We start from the raw sequence: 18292 nt of genomic DNA, 5'->3' as shown, positions 1-18292 counted from the left end.
GGCTCCTGAACGAAATCGGGAGCACAGCATCCGGGATCACTTGGCAGCTTTGAATGTGTAGTTCATGGAGCGGTTACAATTCGATTGGGTCTCATCTGAAGGCTGCGACTTCAACTACGACTTCGGTGTCTGCGCCCGGGCCGAAGACGTTGCCACCGGAAAAGCCACCTACAACTACGAAAAGACCGACGGCGCAGAGGAAGAACTCCCTGGGCTCAGTGTGTTTTATCGCAACGAAGCGGGGGAGATTTTCCATACCTATTCAACGTATGCCCGAGGCCTGGATCTGCTGGTCGGTGCCTACAACTACCTCGACCTCACGCCTAAGGGGCGTAATGAAGAGGAGATCATGGATTGGGTGAGGCATCACGATCGGTATGAAGACAAGGTGTCAGCTAGTTGCTGCCATGGTGGGTAGATCGCAACCCTTTCGGAGCGAGCCTGCTCGCGATGACTGACTAACGTTCAACATGGATTTCGACTGATGCACCACTATCGCGAGCAAGATCCCACAGGAGGTAAGTGGCGTTGTGTAAATTGCATTCAGACGTCCGACTTCAACAAAACGGGCGACCTATGAGTCGCCCGTTTTTAATGCCTGCCCAATGTTTGGAATACACAACTCAAAGGACGAATAAAGGTTTTTGCCATACTCCATCCCAAACAAATATATCTGCCTCCTTCATGTCCCGACCCAAGCTAATCATATTTAAATTCAACCGCCAGCTTACTGACAGCAACATCCAATGTAATTACGCAGCCACTCCAGATCGGACACCCACTCGTCATTCCGTTCTGAATATAGATTTTTCGAAGTTCAACAAAACATTCAAACAATTCCACATCCACTTGAGCGCTGACGGGGCTAAACCAATCCTACTTACCATCCTCATCCACATAATCAAATAGAAACTGGCAATGATCGTTCTCTGGAGATAGCTCCGCCTCGACGATGATTTTCATTGCCGTCGCGGGGGATGTGTCCAGCAAAATCTGTCCGAGTTGCAGATAGATATCGTCTTCGCTCATTATTCATACCGCCACTTTACATTGAAGGCACGCTCGCCACGGGAATGCGTTCCTGAGCCTGAGTTATATCGTAGACATGCTGCTCACAGCGGCTATCAACAAACTGGAACTCCACCAAATAGACCTTGCTTTTTTCTGGTGTGAAAGTGGTTTTGATCGGACCGCAGCTATATATACTCCCAACACCTGCGCCATTCGAATAACCCGACACTTGGAATGGCTGATCGGCATCCGCCTGCACTTCCAGCTGTGGGAAGCGTTTAAGCGTGGCGCTGTTGGCCGCTTCGTTGAGTTTGGCGATCCAGCCGAAGACCTTGCCCCGACCTGAATCCACCACGGTTCCAAGCACCTCCATACGCTGGTCAGGATCCGATGCGCGGCGGATCGAGAACTCTACTGGGGTAGTGTTACCTGATGCTTTCATGATGATCTTGGCGTGTTGCGCATCGACGGCCACCTTGTTCTGACTCAGCTGGACACCGTCTTTCAGCAGACTGGGGGAAGAGTCCCGGACGTTGGAATGGCAGCCTGGTAATGCCAGAATCAGGGTCAGTGCTAGTAGTGTGGTTCTTTTCACGTCTGAATGTCCTTGAAAGCGTATGTTCGGCTGATGAGAAAATATTTGTCAAAGCGGCGTGTCATAAACGCTGAGTTCGCTATAGGGGGACTGCCACATCCCAAAATCAGACAGATTTATTTTCTGGCCGTCGCATAAAACCAAACAAATAAATCCGCCCTTTTTTTTTCAAACTATTTCATTAAGAAGCCCACTGAGTTTTCCCAGGAAAACTTCCACCTCTAGAAAGACGAATTAGCTTCATAGCAGCTCTTTTCGACCACTCTCCATTTACATCCAGAGGACACTCTTTCAAAACATGAATAGTTTCATCCTTTTTCCCCAGCCGTATTATCCCAACCTCCAAATTCCGGCCAAACGTGTATTCAACATACTCTTCAGTTTCTACAACCTTATCCATCTCTATATAAAATGCCATATAACCCTTCTCAGTTACCTAGTGGACTCGGGTATCGGAGCTGTGTTTTATCAATAGGAAAATGGACAGGAAAAGGGGACGGATTTATTTTCTAGCCACCGCACGAGCCAAATCCGTCCCCTTTTCTTTCCTTTTCTTTTTTCTCCGCTAAACAAGCGTGATCTGCACCCCCCCTACAAATAACCTGCACTTTTCAACATTACCAACAGCTCAGCATTTAGTGACTCATCAATAACCCCTTCAGATTTTCCCGGCCCCCTCCAATGCCAGATAAGTTGCATAGCAAGACTATCAACATCGATAAATTCCTCATGAAAAATCTCACTAAGACGTATATTAGTAAGTTTAGGATCAACCTCTATCAAGTCCCTAAAAACCTGACACGGCAACTCCCCCCTCAGAATACCCTCAAGCATAAATCCTCCACTGCAAAATATCACTTCATGGTTTTTTGAAAACAACCGTGGTTATATCATTAAACATACCAGTTTCAGGCGCTTGAACACTGGTAAAGCCATATTTCGCGGCAAGACGCCCCGTCCAAGTATTCGCAGCGGCCTGAGTAGGCGGCATACCTTTCGTCAAATTAGACAAGTACTCTGCGGTATAAACGCTATTTCATATCGCTAAAGTGCGACACAGAAAACGTAGTCTGCCCCCATTTTCTGCCATTCTCAGGATAAACGTGGTCTGTCCCCGTTTCTCCCCGGCAGCTCCTACAGGGATTGCGCATTATTCAAGATTTGCGCGGGAGACCTTCGGGTCTGCCGGTTACTCGGGGTGACCTGTGGGTCGCCTGTTTCTATCGCAAGAAAAAGTTTGGACTTCCTCTTTCCCGAATATAATCAACGGCCCCACGGCATTTACATAACGCCAACCTCAACATAAACAACTCAACAACTTATGTACCTTCCCTGCATTTCCCGAATGAAACTTTAGGTACTTATCGCAAGCAAGCTTTAGATAATCACGAAACACTTCATCACTTACAATTACCGATGCATCCTCTTCCAGAATATATCCACTGGAAAATCTAACCCCTTCAAAATGATCCTCCTCAAAATAACTATTCATATCGGGAAAAGCACAGTACGCACCATCCGTACTAAACCCCCATTTCTTAACAAGAAACTCTACCGCCTCGATAAACCTACCATCATCGTACATCCTGTCAAAGTAAGCCTTTATTACCCAGTGCGAATCCCGACGATCATAGGGCTGCCCAAACAATTCGTTCACGCCATTACCCCTTTATTCATCTCGGGTGGAAATTACGAACCGTACCAGTAGTCGGGTCCAGATAAATCCTGAACTTGACACCCTCCCGTCTCACCATTATAGGCGTTCATCCCTCTGGTCATGGCGCTGATGTAACCGTCTGCCACCGCCCGCTGCCCACGCAAAAGAGGGGACGCCCATTAGCCGATCTCGAGTCAAGGTTAAAAGCCACCATACAGCTCCCTTTAAAACTCTAAATTATTGCGACAGGACAAATACCAAAACGAGTAGTAACTACATATGACTCTAGTCCATTTCGCTCAGGGACAATTTTTAATATCTTCACCCCCTCAAACTTTAATACTAGAACTTCACCTTCCTCAAGCGAGGCTTCCTCTACTCGATGATTAAAAAAATCAAAGAACAGTGTACTCGTATAAACTTTTTCTCCGTGCCCCCACTGCTCCCACCCAAGACTTTCACACAAAAAAGGACACTGAACTATAACGGTAGCGCCGCTGCCAAAAATCAGAACTTGAGAGCCAACCCCAACAGTTACACCTGTTAGCACTGCTGACTTCAGCTCCGCCAAATCCGCTTCATTAATCATAACTATCCTCTTACCGCGCCGGCGGTTCGGTATTAGGTGGTAATGGCACATGCGTCTCTCCTCTTGTGCCAGTTCCACCTGTTGCTGGATTTATCGGCTGTCCATTTTTCACAGAAATCCAATAACCATTCTCTAAGCCGGTAACGGGGGTTGAGCCTGAAGGCATCAATCGAATATATGTGCTCCCGGGAGCGCTTGGATCGGTACCTGGTGGGTAAGAGAAAACGGGGAGAAAACGGGGACAGACCACGTTTTCCATCTAAAAAATCGAATGCTTTTTCGGTCTGCCCGGGCATCCCCGCCGAGCTCGTCGCCCAATCATAGCTTCAATTTCGGCTGCAAATCGCGAATCACCAAGTACATAGTTGCCATTGGTGGCAGCCCGAATCTGGTCAACCAATCCTATCTCCAACTCGCTTGATAGACTTCAGCAGTCGATACATCTGTGTCCCCCAAGCGATAGGTACTGAGCATGCGGGGTAATGAGATCCGAAAACTCTGATTGTGCGTTAGCACGATAACTCGACCAACGATATTCCGCAGGATGCGTCACCATTTTGGCTCTGACAGGATTCATCTCAATGTAGCGATAACAGACCAATACATAACTATCACTTTGAACAAGGCACGAACGGAAGCGTCCTTCCCATAAAGTCTCACTACGCCCATATGTACGATTTATGTATTGCACATATCGTTGCCCTATTCCTTTCATAAGCGAGCTGGTACTGCTGTGCTCATGAGGGCTAATCAACAAATGGACATGATTAGTCATAAGACACCATGCGTGAATTTCACACGATTTTTTGTTGGCCTGCTCAGCAAGCAGCTCTAAATAAAAAAGGTAATCATCCGCTGAAAAAAAGCAAACTGATCTATTATTTCCTCGTTGAATCAGATGCAAGGGGACACCTGGCATCAAGAGACGTGCTCTGCGTGGCATATGGTGAATCCGTTCACAATTAATGATGCCAATAACTTAGTCAATCCTACGAAAAACAATCTCCCTATCTATTTCACACTTTTTCAGATCGCTAAAGTGCGACACAGAAAAACGTAGTCTGCCCCCATTTTTTGCCATTCTCAGGATAAACGTGGTCTGTCCCCGTTTCTCCCTTAGGTATCCCTTTAGGTATTTATACACATTACCACTTAGAAAATATTATTGTAGTCATACATATATTCTTCATATTCATCAAGCCCCCAAATATGACCATCCAAGCGATCAACCATAAGCATCCCACCTGCTTTTTTCTCCCCATGACCGACAGAGCTCAAACTAAAAGACCAAAAAAGAGGTGGACATTGCGATTGATCTCTCACTCCTACTACTACACCTTGCTCTGCAGAATATTTTTTTGCTATTTCAAATGCTATCTCAAATGAAATCTCACCTTCTCGATATTCGACGGGAACACTGAAACATAATATCTGCTTTTGCCGCAGAGCAGACACTACCGCCACAAGCTTTACCCTATTAACACTTACAAATAAATAACCACTAAACACCTTGCCATCTTCGCAAGCAAAATCATTATCAAACAAACGTAGCATTTTAAGTCGCGACGCATCCACCGGACCACATAAATATAAATCACATTTCTTCTGCATAATATTTATTCACCTATGGATGGACAATTACGCCACCGTTAAGAATCCCTTCTAATGCGCTTGCAGGTACAGAATATGTTGATCCCACACCCAGTAGGAAATCGCAGGAAATCGGGGACAGACCACGTTTAAAAATGTGGTCTGCCCCCGTATACCCCCGTATATCCACTCGTGATGTAGAGTGTGTAAAATGCCTCCGCCAACTCGGGCGGCCTATTTCTCTCTTAATCTATTTTCCCTTAAGACCTTTAATAGGATTAGGATTTACCCAAGTTTTTATAACCTGGCCAGGCTTCAATACCACATCATCGATAGAAGTTGGATTCAATTCATCCAAAAATGCATCAACCCCCACCGACAGCTTGACATACCTATCTAAGACCTCATGATCGACAAAATAAACACAACCATCTATCAAATCAACCGCCACATAGTTGCCACCTTCGGCCCAAGCAATCGGTATAAACCCTTTTCTGAACTCGAACCGTTTAAGCTCTGCAATCACCTCACTAACAGGGATAAATTGATTTATGCCACTACTATTATCATCGCCCACATCAAATACATTTAACGCAGGTTCTCCGCCATTAAATCTTTCAAAAAAACCCCTTATTGAAGCATTCAAAACTGCGCCAACAAACAGTTCAACAGCCTCAAAAGCCCCGCATTCTATATTTTTTACTTTCTTTACTTTAACTTTCATTTGTCAAACCCTCCATTCCGAATAACTGCGGAACCACCAGTATGCCTCGTAGAGTTATGCACATCCTGAGGTATTAGGAGCATCGTCTGGCCATCTTCAACATGAAGCCAGACGAACCCGCTGGGTGTCGCGTCTAATCCAACCGCCGAGTTTGCAAGTTTAGAGTCCACTCCGTATTTCCCAGTGAGTCCCAGAATTTGCACCCTGTGCATAGCGTAAGGAGAAAAATCTGGAAAACCCAAGAAAAAAGGGGACGGATTTATTTTCTAGCCACCGCACGAGCCAAACAAATAAATCCGTCCCCTTTTCTCTTCAGCTCTTTTTAGCTATGTAGCTGGTGATGCTTCAAGATCAAAATCGCCTTCCTGTTCTATTTCTGCATCTGCCTTTAATATCAAAAACGCTGTCCCTCCCTTATTTAGTCGCACATTGATTCTTGGCACCTCTTCACCCATGCTCCCAAAAAACTCAACCTGTAGGGTGTATGTTCCTATCGGTAGTTCAAGAGGCACCGAGCCTGAAATACTTGCAAGTTCGACATTGCTATCCGATACATCAAATGGCACTCGAAATGCCCGTATCACATCCGAGCTCACCTCAGGAACAGCTTCCTCGATAAAGATGGTGATTTCATGATCACCTTCCTCTACCAGCGCTCGAAAGGAGGCGCTACCAGGACGCCAGGAAAAGCCCTGTGAATAGTTTCGATCACTCCAGTCATTATATGGTTGTGGGAGTGAGCTAATAAACACACAAAACTGTGAGTACGACAGATACAGACCTACCGTTAATTTAGCCATTATTCGACCACCTTAATTCTAACTTTCTCTCCATCCTCTAGACCTCTGCATGCATTTCCTATACAAGCACCTGCACCCATATTATTTTTAGGTGTTATGGCGCGAACGCTGGCTCCTTCCCCTCCCTCCTTAAACATTGCTGGAGGATATTCATCTAACTGTTTTCCAGGAATTTTAGGAAGCCCTCCTATTGATTCTTTTCTGTTTCCTGGCGCCCCGGGCGATCAATAGTGAGCACGTCGGGATAACCAGCCTCTTGCGCATTAGATATATGGTCTGCTGCATCCCCGTATTTAGCCCGAGATATGGGAATTTCTTTTGCACCTATGTCACAAAACTTTTAGCTGCTTAGCTATTTTTCTGGCCGAGTGACGTATTTGTTGAGTCTCTCCAGCTTTACTCAACGCCTCCAACTCTGTTTCTAAACTATTAGATCTCGGGACGAATAAAACCCACTTCAATGCCAAGCCAGACCAGTACTCACTCTGACTTCTAAGACCTGCCATAACAATTTGCTCAAATGGAAATAAGTCTATGAACCCCTCGGAAAGCCCATAACCTTTAAGCCCATCGATCATCTTGCAACGAACCACTTCTGGAAGATCCTCTAATACTGGCAGAAAAAATACACACGCAGTTTCGTCGCTGACTGTCTGAACAACAGACTCTGTCGATCTAGCCCAAAGCCCCTTGGAAGTAAGCCCCAAAAGAAAACGCCCCCCACACAATTTTGCTACAGGAAGCCAACTCAAATTAGCCCCTTCAGAGTTGTACTCAATTTTTTTTATCCATGGAGCATCTAGCTTACCGAGCTCCATCAATAGCTTTTTTTTCAGTTCATCTATCATCTAGATATCCCGGGAGTATGGGTAACATCCACGCCATGGCTGCTCATAAAGGACTTGAACTGCTCACGAAGCTCGGGAGTCCAGTTCATCCCGTAATGTCCGCTCCATTCATAGGTTCGAAGGACTCCATTTTCCTTCCAGATCCCGCCGCCGACGATAGCGTCAGATGAAGGGATTTTTCCAGCATCCAATATCCCATCATGCCCAAATTGATTCTTCCCCATGATGAATCGTTGACTAGCCGGATCGTAAATAAAGTCAATAGGTTTTGAATTACTCAACCCTTGTACAGCTTTGGAGGATGAATATGCATCACTGACTTCTAAGAAGCCCTTAGCTGGCCCACTGCCATTTGCCGCAGCTTTTGCAACCCCACCACCCAGAGGACTCGCACCACCATGCGGTCCTTGCATGATGTCAATAGGTTCGACCTTACCAAGGTCATCTTGCTCCTGCTGAGGGATGGGCTCACCCATCATTTTCCTCAGCTCATAGTCTGCTTCCTCAACCTGGTTATGGTGCAGTTCGTCGTTGTACTTCTCCCCAGCCCCACCAATCAAACTGCCAGTATTGGGATTGCCGCCCGCCAGTGCGGCCGAGAGCAGCCCGATCATTTGAGCGGTCGCGATCTTGCTCTGACTGCCTTGCACGCTCAAGTTATCGGCGTTGAAATTCTCACTAACGTACTGCGCTAAAAACTCGTTGGCCTTGGGTGTCAGCCCTTCAGCAACGCCACCGGCAATCGCGCCGCTGGTAAAACCCTCACCTTTGGCCGCCGATATCAGCCCGCCCAACACCGCATGAAGAAAGATGGTCTGCGCGCTTCCAGGGTCAACGCCCAGATTATGAGCAAGATCACCAATACCCTTGTTACCGGCCGCGGCGGCGAGATCCAGCCCCTCACCCAACAGCGCCCCACCCAGATTTCGACCAAAGCTGCCGCCATTGATGGCTGTTGAGATGCCACTGTTGATCAACGCATGCGTGCCGCTGCGCAATACGGTTTGCTCGGCGTTACTCCAGCTGAGCATATCGCTGGAATAGCCCGGATTCTGGATAGGACCTGCCCCTGTGACTTGCGATCCACCATTAGTGGCGCCACTTGGGCTCTGGAACCAGTTGCTGTCCGCATAGCTCATCGCACCAGCGGTTAAACTCCCGATGGCGGCGTTTTTCAAACTGTCGCTGCTGAACGTATCCTTGAGTGCTAGGGCCAGATTGCCCTTGTTGTTGATGAAGCTCACGGCGCCGGTACTGGCCATCGAGGTGAGCGCCGCCGAAGCCATCACGTTGCCCCAACCCGCAGCGACCGTAGAGCTGGCAGCAGCCATCGCAGTGCCTGAACCCGCCGTTGCACTGGCCGCCGTTCCCACGGCCGCACTCGCTGCTCCTGCCGTCAATACAGTCACCACAATTATGATGGCCAGCATTGCCCCTTCGCCCAGCCCAGAATGGCTGTACTTGAAGGAATCGTGCAGTTCTTTGACTTGCCGCCAGTCCACATCGCCGCGTTGCTCGGCGTCCTTCAACCAAGCCAGCTGAGGATCAGCCTGGACCATGGTGTCGATGGTCTGACTAACGGTTTTCTCGTTGATCTGCTTGACGTCGATGTGCAGGCCATTGACCGCATTGATGGTCAATTTTCCTTGGGCGGCCAAAGCGCTCTGGCGCAGGGTTTCGTCGGTCGTGCCTTCGCCCTTCATGGAAGTCCAGGCCAGGCTATTGCTGCTCTTCTCGTGGCTCTCTTGATGCAGGTCCTTCACCCCTTCAAAGGTGATGGCACCACCACTTTGCAACGTCAGGTCTTTACCGCTCTCCAGATTGGCAACCTGATAGCGTTGATCGCCGCTGCTGATCAGGCCGATATTCCCACCGGCCTTGATTTCACTTCCCACGTTAGTGACCTGAGTCACTTCATCACGCTGGGTTTTCTTGCTCCCCCAACTGCCTTTTTTCTTCATGTCGTACAGCGAATAGTCGCTGTCTTGCGCCGCCAGCAGCTCAAGCTTGTCACCCGCCACCAGATAGGCTTCATCTCCAGCGTTGACCTTGCTGGAGATCAGCGTCAGATCCTGACCCGCACTCAGTGCAACGCTGCCGCCCGCGGTAACCGTCGTTGAAACCTGACTGACATGGTCTTCCTGGCTCGTGACTTTCTTGGTCTTGCTGTACGAGTGCTGCTCATCCGCGGCTGATGCCAAGGTCAAGTCGTCTTTGGCTGCCATGGCGATGTCGCGTTTGGCGTCGATCTGGCTGGCAATGGCGGTGAGATCCCGGCCGGCGTTAAGAGTCAGATCGCGACCCGCGTCAATACTGGAGCCGTATTGGGTGATGGTTTGATCGCGGTGGTTCGGACCACGCTCGTTGCTACCGACCTGCTCTACGGAGGTGAGATTGACGTCTCGTCCGGCATTGATCGTGGTGTCCGCCCCGCTTTTCAGTACGCCACCGGTGTTGTTGAAGTCTCGCCCTGCCTTGATGGTCAGGCTGTTGGCGGCTTCGATACGTGCAGCACTGTCAACGAAGTCGGTCCGCTCGTTGCGATAACCGCTGCCACTTTCGTGAGTGGTGACGGTGCGTTCGTTGATCACGTCGCCCCGGGTGGTGGTCAACGTGACGTCACGGCCGGCGATGATGCCGCCGGCCTTGTTGACTATGTTGTTGCCGGCTTTCAGGTCGAGGCGATTGCCGGCTTCCACCAGGCCGCTGTTGACCAGATCGTTGGTGGCGGTGGCCGATAGGTTGTTGGAGGCGCGCAAGGTGCCGGCGTTGTTCAGGTCTTTGCCGGCGATCAGGGTCACGTCGCTGCCCTGGATCAGGGCACCGTTGGCGGCCAGGCGATTGTTGGCGTTGGCCAGGTACAACACCGGCACCAGCACTTGCTCGCCGTTCACCTCGGCATTTTCCATCCACACAATGTCGTGGGTCAGGGCCGCGACTTGTTCGGAGGTCAGGCTGACGCCCAGCGACAGGTTGAGTTCTGTTTTGCTGGCGACGGCGTTGTTCATCAAGTATTTGAACAAGCCTTCGTCGCTGGTCTGGCCATCGATAAATCGCTGACCGGTACGCGCCACTACCGCTTGCTGGATCAGGCGTTGTTCATAAAGGCCATCGCCCAGGCGCTTGGCACTTTGGTCGGGGTCGTAGCCGAGGTTCGACAACAGGTAGTCCGAGCTCATGAATTGCTTGAGGTCGGTGAGTACCGGGTTGGTTTCGATCAGGTATTTCTGGGGTTTGGACTGGCCGCTGCTGGCCGGCAACCCTTGGACGCGATTGATGGTAAAGGCCGTGGAACGACCAGGCAGTGTCGAGCCGGTTGAATTGGCAGCCGGTGCGCTGACGTCGATCGCGCTGGCACCGACGCCCACGTTCGACGCCACATAATCAACAGGCTTCAGGTCAACGCTGCTGGCGGAGGCCTGAGTGTTGCTGACCGGTAGAATGTTCCGTGGCTGGACGCTTTGCAGCGGTTGCTGACGCTGGGTCGTGCTGACGCTGCCGCCGCCCATGGTCCAGCTTTGCGGACCGCTGGCCACTGGAGTGCTGCTGTCTTGGCCGCTCAGGCGGAACAGGCCGTTTTGCCCGGTGGGCAGAGCGAAGCCGGGCAAGGCCAGCGGGTTGACTTGCTGTTGGGCCAGGTTGGGCGGCAATTGTTGATTGAGGGTGATGCGCGTGGAGAACTGACTGCCCGCAGCACCGGTGCCCGTGCGCGGACCACTGCCCACGTAGGTGTAGCCAGGGCGTACGACACTGTTATCGATATTGTTCTGGGCGTTGATGTTGACCGCGCCAGCAGCCTGGATCACGGCGGCGTAACTTTGGTCGCTGGACGAGATTTTCGTGGTGCTGCCTAAGTTCGGATACTCCACTTCGGTCATGCCGATAAAGTTGGCTATTCCGGCCTCAAGACCGCCCAGGTCGTTGGGGGTGTAGCCCGCGCTTTCGAACCAGTACTTGTCGGTGAAATTACTGGCCGCGTTGTACCATCCGCCTGCGTTGCGAGTTCGTTCGGAGCGAAATACCCGGGTGGTCTCGGTTTCGCCGGTCTCGATGCCGCTGTTGGTCAGGTTGACCAGCGAGGCGCTCAGATTGCCGCCGGTGGCTATGGTGCTGCTCTGGTTCAGCAGGTCACCACCGGTCAGGGTAAGGTCCCCGCCCGCCGTGATGCTGGACGCGGCACTGGCATCAGTGACTTCAAATTTGTCGCGCTGCACGATCTCCCAAACATGGTTTTGCTTGCCGCTGCAGTCGCCCGCGTTCACCCCTTCGATACAGGTGATTTCGCCGATTCGGGCGGTGTAGATACCCTGGTTATTGGTGGTCAGCACCGCGCGGATGTTCTGAATCGTGCTCGCCGCCAGGCTCATGCTGCCGTCGCTTTGAATCGACGCCGAACTGTTGACGATGCTGGCGGCCTGGGCGCCTTGACCGTTACGGTCGATCGTCAGGTTGCCCAGGCTGTAGATGTTGGCGTAGCTGTTGTTCAGCGCATTGACCCGCAGGCCCATGTTGCCGCCACTGAAGATCAGCCCGTTACTGTTGACCAGCGAACCGGTGGTGACGGTCAGTTGTTGAGCACTGGCCAGCGTCCCGAAGTTGTTGATCCCGCCGGCGTTAACCGTCAGGTTGGCGCCCGAAGTGAGGCGACCGGCGTTATCCAGTTGACCACTGACATTGAGCGTGGTGTTGCCACCGCCAGCGATGCTGGAGGTGACGCTATTGAGGCTCACTTGCGCGGCATTCAGGCCAAGGGCCCCTTGGCTGCTAAGACGACCAGCCCCCCAGTAAGCACCGCTCAGCCCCACGTTCATGCTGCCGTCACTGGCAATCAATCCTTCGTTGAACCAGTTGACACCGGTACCGACGAGGCTATCCGAGGCCAGCAACTGACCACTCGCCGTCTGGGTGAAACTATTGACGTTAACGGTCAGGCGCCCAGCCTGGATGACGTTGCTGTTGGTCCAGCTGTCGGCGTTGAGGGTCAGGCCGCCGCGAGTAACGATGGTGCCGCCGGCGCCGGTGACGTTGGCGGTGGAAATGTCGAAAGTACCGTTGCCCACGTGCAGCAGACTGCCGCCGCCGTTGAGGAAGCCGCCCACTGCCATTGTCAGGTCAGTGTTGGCGCTTTCCAGGGTGCCGTTGCGGTTGTCGAACAGGCCACCGATCTGGAAGCTGGTTTTGCCTTTGTCGCCGAGGGCGCGCAGTTGGCCGGTCTGGTTGTCGAGGCTGGCAGCCTTGATCGACAGGGTGCTGTCGCTCTCGATGATGCCCAGTCGGTTGTTCAGGGCACCGCTGAGGGTGAGGTCGATCTGTTGACCGGCAATCTGGCCGTCATTGTCGCCGCTGTTGTCAAAGTTGTTGCCGGTGACGCTGACCTTGCCTTTGGCGTAGAGGCCGCCGTTGCGGTTGTCGAAGTTGCCGGTGACGACAGTCGCGTCGCCGCCTTGCGCAGCGATACGCCCGCCGTAGTTATCGATGCCGGCCAGCGCGGTCAGGTTCAGGCGCTCGGCCTGGGTGACGCCGCTGCGGCGGTTGTTGTTCAGGTCATAGCCGTTTTTCAGCACACCGGTCAGGTTGGCCGTGAACGCGGCTTGCAGGCTGGCGAGCACGCCGCCGCGGTTATCCAGGTTGCCGGCCTTGATCGACAGGTCACCGGCCTTGGCGACAATGCGGCCGCTCTGGTTGTCAATATCGCCGCCGATGGTGAGGTTCAAAGCGCCCTGGCTTTGCAGGGTGCCCTTGGCGTTGACGAGACTGGCGGCCTGGATTTGCAGGTCGCCATTCTGGCTGTAGATCTGGCCGTCGGCGCTGTTCTGTATCGTGCCGCCGGTGGTGATGGTCAGTAGATCATTGGCCGCGATGGTGCCGAGATTGCGGTTGTCCAGGCCACCGGTGAGCAGCGTCATCAAGCCTTGGCTGGCGATTTGACCGCCCTGGTTATTGATTTGCGTGGCGCGTTGCACCAGCAGTGGGCCGGCGCTGGCCAGTTTGCCGTTGGTGTTGGTCAGGGCGCCGAGCAGGTCGAGGGTCACGGCACCGTTGCCGATCAGATTGCCGCCGGTGTTATCCAGTGTGGTGCCGGTGAAACTGAGGTCCTGTTTTGCGTTGACGGTGCCGCCGGCATTACCCAGGGTCATCGCCTGCATCGCCAGGGTTGCGCCGCTGTCGATCAAGCCGCCCTGAGCATTGTTCAGCAGGCCGCTGAGGGTCAGGGTCTGATTGCCGCCGCTGGAGAGAATGCCGCCGTTGCTGTTGTCCAGGCTCGACGCGTTGACGCTCAGGGTTTTCCGGCTGACCAGTGCACCTTCGCCGCTGTTGAGAATGGCACCACTTACGGTGACGGCCACATCGCTGTCATGACTCGACAGCGTGCCTTTGTTGCGGTTGTCCAGGCTGTTGCTGGTGAGGCTCAGGCCTTGCCAGCCGGAGATCAGACCGCCCTGGTTGAGTACCGTGTCGGCGTTGACCGTCAGCAGGTTATTGCTGATCAATTTGCCGTTGTTGTTATCCAGTGCGCGGGCCGTCAGATCGAGGCTCTGGCTGCTGGAGATTTCGCCGTTCCGATTGTTCAGGTCACGCAGGTGCTTGAGACTCAGCAAACCCGTGGTGGTGATCAGGCCGGCACCGTTGTTCAGGTCGCCGGTAGCCGCCCCGAAGTCGATGGCAATGGCGCTGCCCAGCAAAGAACCGTTCTGGTTATTCAGACCGCTGCTGTTGATTGTCAGCTCCGTGGTGGCGTTGATCAGCCCCTGGTTCTGGTTCGTCAGCAGCCCGTCGAGGCTCAGGTCGAGGTTGGCGCGGCTGGTCAGCGTGCCGCCGCTGTTGTCCAGGCTGGCGGCTTTGACGTCGAGTGCTGCAGCGGCGATCAGGCCTTTGAGGTTGGTCAGTGCCTGATCGATGCGCAGGGTCAGGTTCTGATTGCTCAGCAGTTTGCCGTTGCTGTTGTCCAGGCTGCGAGCAGCGATGGTGAAAGCCTCGGCGCTGGAGATTTCGCCGCCGTTGTTATTAACGTCGGTGAGGTTTTTGAGCATCAACAACGGCGCGCTGATCAGACCATTCTGGTTGTTCAGCTGACCCTGGTTCAGATCCAGTGTCAGAGAGGTGTTGCTGAACAGTTGCCCGCCTTGCTGATCCAGGCCGGTGACGCTGGCAGTCAGGGCACCAACGCTGGCGATACGACCGCCATCCTGGTTGGTCAGTTGGGTGGTGGTCAGGTCCAGACTGGCGCCGCTGTTCAAGCGACCGGCGTGGCTGTTATCCAGTGCGCCGGTGTTGACGATCACCGCCCCCTTGCCACTGATGCTGCCGTTATTGCGGTTGTCGAGGCTGGCACTGTTGAGTGTGATGCCAGCATCCGTGACGATCTCGCCGCCCTGGTTGAGAATGGCGCCGGTGGTGGTCAACGTCAGCGGCCCTGCCGCGGAAACACTGCCCAGGGTGTTGGTCAGGCTGGCGGCCGTGACCCCGAGTGAGCCTTCAGCGCTGAGCAGACCCTGGCTGTTGTTCAGGTCCCCCGTGAGATTGAGCGTCAGGTTTTTCTGACTTAACAGCGAGCCGCCACTGTTGTCGAGATCGCGGCCGGTCAATGTCAGGTCGGCCTTGCCCGAGAGCAGGCCTTTGGCGCGGTTGATGATATTTTCGACCGTCAGGGACAAAGCACCGTCGGCGAATACCTGGCCGCCATCGCTGTTGTCCAGACGGTTGCCGATCAGGGTCACGTTCGACTTGCTCGACAACTCGCCACCACGGTTGTCGACCGATCCGACGTTCAGTTGCAGCGCATTGGTCGCGCCGACTAGTCCGCTGTTGCGATTGTCGAGGCTGGTACCGGTCAGTGTCAGGCCACCGGTGGCAATCAGTTGCCCACCCTGGTTGTTCAAAGTCGCAACGTTGGCCGTGACATCGGTTTTACCGGCGATCTGGCCACGGGTGTTGTCCAGGCTATCGGCGCTGAGGTTCACGTCACCGTCAGCGATGAACGTGCCATCCTGATTGACGATCTGACCGTCCACCGTCATCCCGAGGGTGCCATGACTGCTGATCAAGCCGCCGGTGTTGTCCAGACGCGCGCTGTGCACCTCCAGGGTCTGTGCGGAAATCAGGCCCTTGATGCTGGCGAGCAGTTGATCGATGTGCAGCGTCAAACCCTGATTACTGATCAGCTTGCCGTTACCGTTATCCAGGTTCCGGGCGGCCAGTGTGAAGGCCTGGGCGCTGGAGATTTCACCGTTGCGGTTGTTGACGTCCGTGAGGTTTTTCAACATCAGCAACGGTGCATTGATCAACCCGTTCTGGTTGTTCAGTTGGCCGTGATTCAAGTCCAGGCTCAGGGCGGTTTTGCTGAACAGCTGACCGCCCTGTTGATCGAAACCGGTGACACTGGCGGTCAGGGCCTTATCGCTGGCGATTCGGCTGGCAACGCCATTACTGACCTGGGTCGCGGTCAGGTCGAGCGTATCGCCGCTGATCAATTGACCGCCCTGAGTGTTGTCGAACGTACCCGTGGTGACGGCGGTCGCGCTCTTGCCACTGAGCAGGCCGTTCTGGCTGTTGTTCAGGCTTTGACTGTTGAGGGTCAAGCCGCTGTCGGTGGTGATCGACCCGCCCTGATTGTTCAGCACTCCTGTCGTCGTCAGCGCCAACGCGCCGGCGCTCGACACGCTGCCACGGGTGCTGTCGAGGCTCGCCGCGTTGACCGTCAGGGTGCCTTCACTGCTGATCAGGCCTTCGATGTTGCTTAGCGCGTTGTCGAGGCGGATATCCAGCCCAAGCTGAGTGACCAGGCTGCCACCGCTGTTGTCCAGGTTCTGCCCCGTCACTGTCGTGGCGCCCTTGCCGAACAACAGCCCCTTGTTCTGGTTGATGATCTGCGCCACTTTCAGGCCCAGCTCGGTGCCAGCCAGAATCTTGCCGTTGTCACTGTTGTTCAGGCTTTGGCCTTCGATGGCCACATCAACGGCACTGGAGATTTCGCCGCCGCGGTTGTCCACCTCATCGACATTGAGTTTCAGCGCTTTTGTCGCGCCTACCAGCCCGCCACTGCGGTTATCGAGCCCCTTGCCATTGAGGGTCAACATTCCTTGAGCGACAAGCTCACCGCCCTGGTTGGTGAACTGCGCAACCTTGGCCGTCAGATCGGTTTTGCTGGAGATACGGCCGCCGCTGTTGTCGACGCTGGCTGCCTGCAGTTGCACCGCCCCCGCTGCGCTGAGCAAGCCGTCGCGGTTATCCAGATGAGTGCCGTTGAAGTTGATGGCCGCCTGGCTGTTGAGCAGACCTTGCTGGCGGTTATCGAGTTGTCCGACGGTCAGTTGCAGGTCTTTGCCAGCGCGTACTTTGCCGGTGCGGTTATCCAGTGAATCGCTGCGCAGGGTCAGGCGATCCTTGCCGGTCAGGCTGCCATTGCGATTGTCGAGGCTGCCGGTTTGCAGGTCGACCACGCCTTTGGCACTCAGGTCGCCATTCTGGTTGTCGAACAAGCCATTGATGCGTGCGGTGACGCTGCCATCGCTAACCAGGCTGCCGCCATGACTGTTATCCAGGCTGGCGGCGCTGATGCTCACGCTTTGGCCGGAGCCCAGCACACCGTTCTGGTTATTCAGGGCGCCGATCAAGCCAATGTTCAGGGCTACGTCGCCCGTGACCTGGCCGTCACTGTTGTCCAGTGTTGTGGCGGTGACGGTGGTGGTGCCGGCGCTGGAAACTTCACCATTGTGGCTGTTCAGGTGGCCGAGATTGGCCGTGAGGTTGCCGTTGCTGGTAATGACGCCCTGGGTGTTGAGAACCTGCGTGGCTTTCAGCTCCAGAGTGCCGCTGCCCAATACTCGGCCCTTGTTCTGGTTATCCAGCGTAGTAGCAGTGATGCTGGTTTTTTTCTGCCCGCTTAAAGTGCCGCCCTGGTTATTCAACGTCTGCGCGGTATTGACCGTCAGGTTGCGGCTAGCCACCACGCTCTTGCCGGTGTTGGTGAAATTCTGCGCATTCAGATTCACATCGCCGCTGGCATTGCGGCTGGTGTCGGCGTTGACCCCGGCTTCGATGATGCCGTTGTTGGTCAGCACACCGCCGGCCGTCAGCGCGATGCTGTCCCGGGCCGCGAGGGTTTGCTGGTTGGTCAGGTTGCCCTGGGTTTGCACGTTGACGGCGGTGCCGGCGTAGACCGGGCCGCGCGCATCGAGGCTGGCCGCTTTGACATTGACGGCGCCTGCGGCCGAGGTTTGCGCCAGGCTGAGATGGCCATTGGCATCGATCTGAATATCGCCACCACTGGCCGCGAGGTTGCCATCGAGTTTCACCCCGACCCCGGCCTCGGTGCCGACCAGTTTGATCGCCCCGGCGTACATCCCGCCCAAGGCCGATGAGTCGATGGCCAGTTGCGGCTTGGCGCTGCCGTCATCGGCACGGGCGGTGGCGTTGAGGTTGTCGGCATTGACGTCGTTGCGACCGGCGACGATGGTCAGGTTTTTCGCCTGAATCTC

At 53.9% G+C, this 18292-nt stretch carries 14 protein-coding genes and 1 pseudogene; 1 reads left to right on the top strand and 14 read right to left on the bottom strand.

Annotated elements, in window-relative coordinates; translation table 11 throughout:
* Positions 1–76: 76 nt before the first annotated feature.
* Positions 77–418 (top strand): annotated as a pseudogene (locus AC07V0_RS29820) (DUF899 family protein); the annotation flags it as partial.
* 458 nt (positions 419–876) lie between these two features.
* Here AC07V0_RS29820 and AC07V0_RS29815 read toward each other — a convergent pair.
* The 14 genes from AC07V0_RS29815 to AC07V0_RS29750 form a co-directional block, all read right to left on the bottom strand.
* On the bottom strand, positions 877–1029 hold the full coding sequence (locus AC07V0_RS29815) for a hypothetical protein (protein ID WP_225609302.1): 153 nt from the start codon (positions 1027–1029) through the stop codon (positions 877–879).
* A 16-nt stretch (positions 1030–1045) separates the two neighbouring features.
* Entirely contained in the window at positions 1046–1606 is a 561-nt protein-coding gene (locus AC07V0_RS29810; protein WP_064619629.1) for a hypothetical protein, read from the bottom strand.
* A 181-nt stretch (positions 1607–1787) separates the two neighbouring features.
* Positions 1788–2024 carry a hypothetical protein gene (locus AC07V0_RS29805; protein ID WP_086946456.1) on the bottom strand — a complete coding sequence of 79 codons (237 nt, stop codon included), beginning with the start codon at positions 2022–2024 and terminating at the stop codon, positions 1788–1790.
* A 173-nt stretch (positions 2025–2197) separates the two neighbouring features.
* Entirely contained in the window at positions 2198–2440 is a 243-nt protein-coding gene (locus AC07V0_RS29800; protein WP_086946457.1) for a hypothetical protein, read from the bottom strand.
* A gap of 463 nt (positions 2441–2903) precedes the next feature.
* Entirely contained in the window at positions 2904–3263 is a 360-nt protein-coding gene (gene cdiI / locus AC07V0_RS29795) for a ribonuclease toxin immunity protein CdiI (protein WP_086946458.1), read from the bottom strand.
* Positions 3264–3495: 232 nt separating this feature from the next.
* Entirely contained in the window at positions 3496–3852 is a 357-nt protein-coding gene (locus AC07V0_RS29790) for a hypothetical protein (RefSeq protein WP_086946459.1), read from the bottom strand.
* 427 nt (positions 3853–4279) lie between these two features.
* Positions 4280–4771: a transposase gene (locus AC07V0_RS29785; RefSeq protein WP_225609309.1), complete on the bottom strand. Its 492-nt coding sequence runs from the start codon at positions 4769–4771 to the stop codon at positions 4280–4282.
* Between the two features lie 233 nt (positions 4772–5004).
* The gene (locus tag AC07V0_RS29780) at positions 5005–5463 is read right to left on the bottom strand and encodes a hypothetical protein (protein ID WP_138866150.1); all 459 of its coding nucleotides are present in this window, start codon (positions 5461–5463) and stop codon (positions 5005–5007) included.
* Between the two features lie 229 nt (positions 5464–5692).
* Positions 5693–6166 (bottom strand): SMI1/KNR4 family protein, encoded by a 474-nt coding sequence (locus tag AC07V0_RS29775; RefSeq protein ID WP_086946460.1) that lies wholly within the window; start codon positions 6164–6166, stop codon positions 5693–5695.
* Entirely contained in the window at positions 6163–6378 is a 216-nt protein-coding gene (locus AC07V0_RS29770; RefSeq protein WP_086946461.1) for an HNH endonuclease signature motif containing protein, read from the bottom strand. The genes AC07V0_RS29775 and AC07V0_RS29770 overlap by 4 nt, the downstream gene beginning before the upstream one ends.
* Positions 6379–6492: 114 nt before the next feature.
* The gene (gene comJ / locus AC07V0_RS29765; RefSeq protein WP_086946462.1) at positions 6493–6966 is read right to left on the bottom strand and encodes a competence protein ComJ; all 474 of its coding nucleotides are present in this window, start codon (positions 6964–6966) and stop codon (positions 6493–6495) included.
* Entirely contained in the window at positions 6966–7103 is a 138-nt protein-coding gene (locus AC07V0_RS29760) for a hypothetical protein (protein ID WP_158245550.1), read from the bottom strand. Before AC07V0_RS29760 ends, comJ begins: the two co-directional genes overlap by 1 nt.
* 192 nt (positions 7104–7295) lie before the next feature.
* On the bottom strand, positions 7296–7814 hold the full coding sequence (locus tag AC07V0_RS29755; protein WP_192351593.1) for a hypothetical protein: 519 nt from the start codon (positions 7812–7814) through the stop codon (positions 7296–7298).
* Positions 7811–18292: polymorphic toxin type 43 domain-containing protein (locus AC07V0_RS29750; RefSeq protein WP_495020199.1), on the bottom strand; the 10482-nt coding region annotated here is incomplete at its 5' end. The genes AC07V0_RS29750 and AC07V0_RS29755, both read right to left, overlap by 4 nt.

The organism is Pseudomonas sp. GW821-FHT01E10, assembly GCF_059422365.1.
Note: the sequence above shows the minus strand (reverse complement) of the source record. Positions and strands in the feature narration are given on the sequence as shown.

Excerpts from the sequence above, each read along its gene's own strand:
- AC07V0_RS29815 (WP_225609302.1), bottom strand. The coding sequence starts at position 1,029 with ATGAGCGAAGACGATATCTATCTGCAACTCGGACAGATTTTGCTGGAC.
- AC07V0_RS29805 (WP_086946456.1), bottom strand. The coding sequence starts at position 2,024 with ATGGCATTTTATATAGAGATGGATAAGGTTGTAGAAACTGAAGAGTAT.
- AC07V0_RS29800 (WP_086946457.1), bottom strand. The coding sequence starts at position 2,440 with ATGCTTGAGGGTATTCTGAGGGGGGAGTTGCCGTGTCAGGTTTTTAGG.
- AC07V0_RS29790 (WP_086946459.1), bottom strand. The coding sequence starts at position 3,852 with ATGATTAATGAAGCGGATTTGGCGGAGCTGAAGTCAGCAGTGCTAACA.
- AC07V0_RS29785 (WP_225609309.1), bottom strand. The coding sequence starts at position 4,771 with ATGCCAGGTGTCCCCTTGCATCTGATTCAACGAGGAAATAATAGATCA.
- AC07V0_RS29780 (WP_138866150.1), bottom strand. The coding sequence starts at position 5,463 with ATGCAGAAGAAATGTGATTTATATTTATGTGGTCCGGTGGATGCGTCG.
- AC07V0_RS29775 (WP_086946460.1), bottom strand. The coding sequence starts at position 6,166 with ATGAAAGTTAAAGTAAAGAAAGTAAAAAATATAGAATGCGGGGCTTTT.
- AC07V0_RS29770 (WP_086946461.1), bottom strand. The coding sequence starts at position 6,378 with ATGCACAGGGTGCAAATTCTGGGACTCACTGGGAAATACGGAGTGGAC.
- comJ (WP_086946462.1), bottom strand. The coding sequence starts at position 6,966 with ATGGCTAAATTAACGGTAGGTCTGTATCTGTCGTACTCACAGTTTTGT.
- AC07V0_RS29760 (WP_158245550.1), bottom strand. The coding sequence starts at position 7,103 with ATGTTTAAGGAGGGAGGGGAAGGAGCCAGCGTTCGCGCCATAACACCT.
- AC07V0_RS29755 (WP_192351593.1), bottom strand. The coding sequence starts at position 7,814 with ATGATAGATGAACTGAAAAAAAAGCTATTGATGGAGCTCGGTAAGCTA.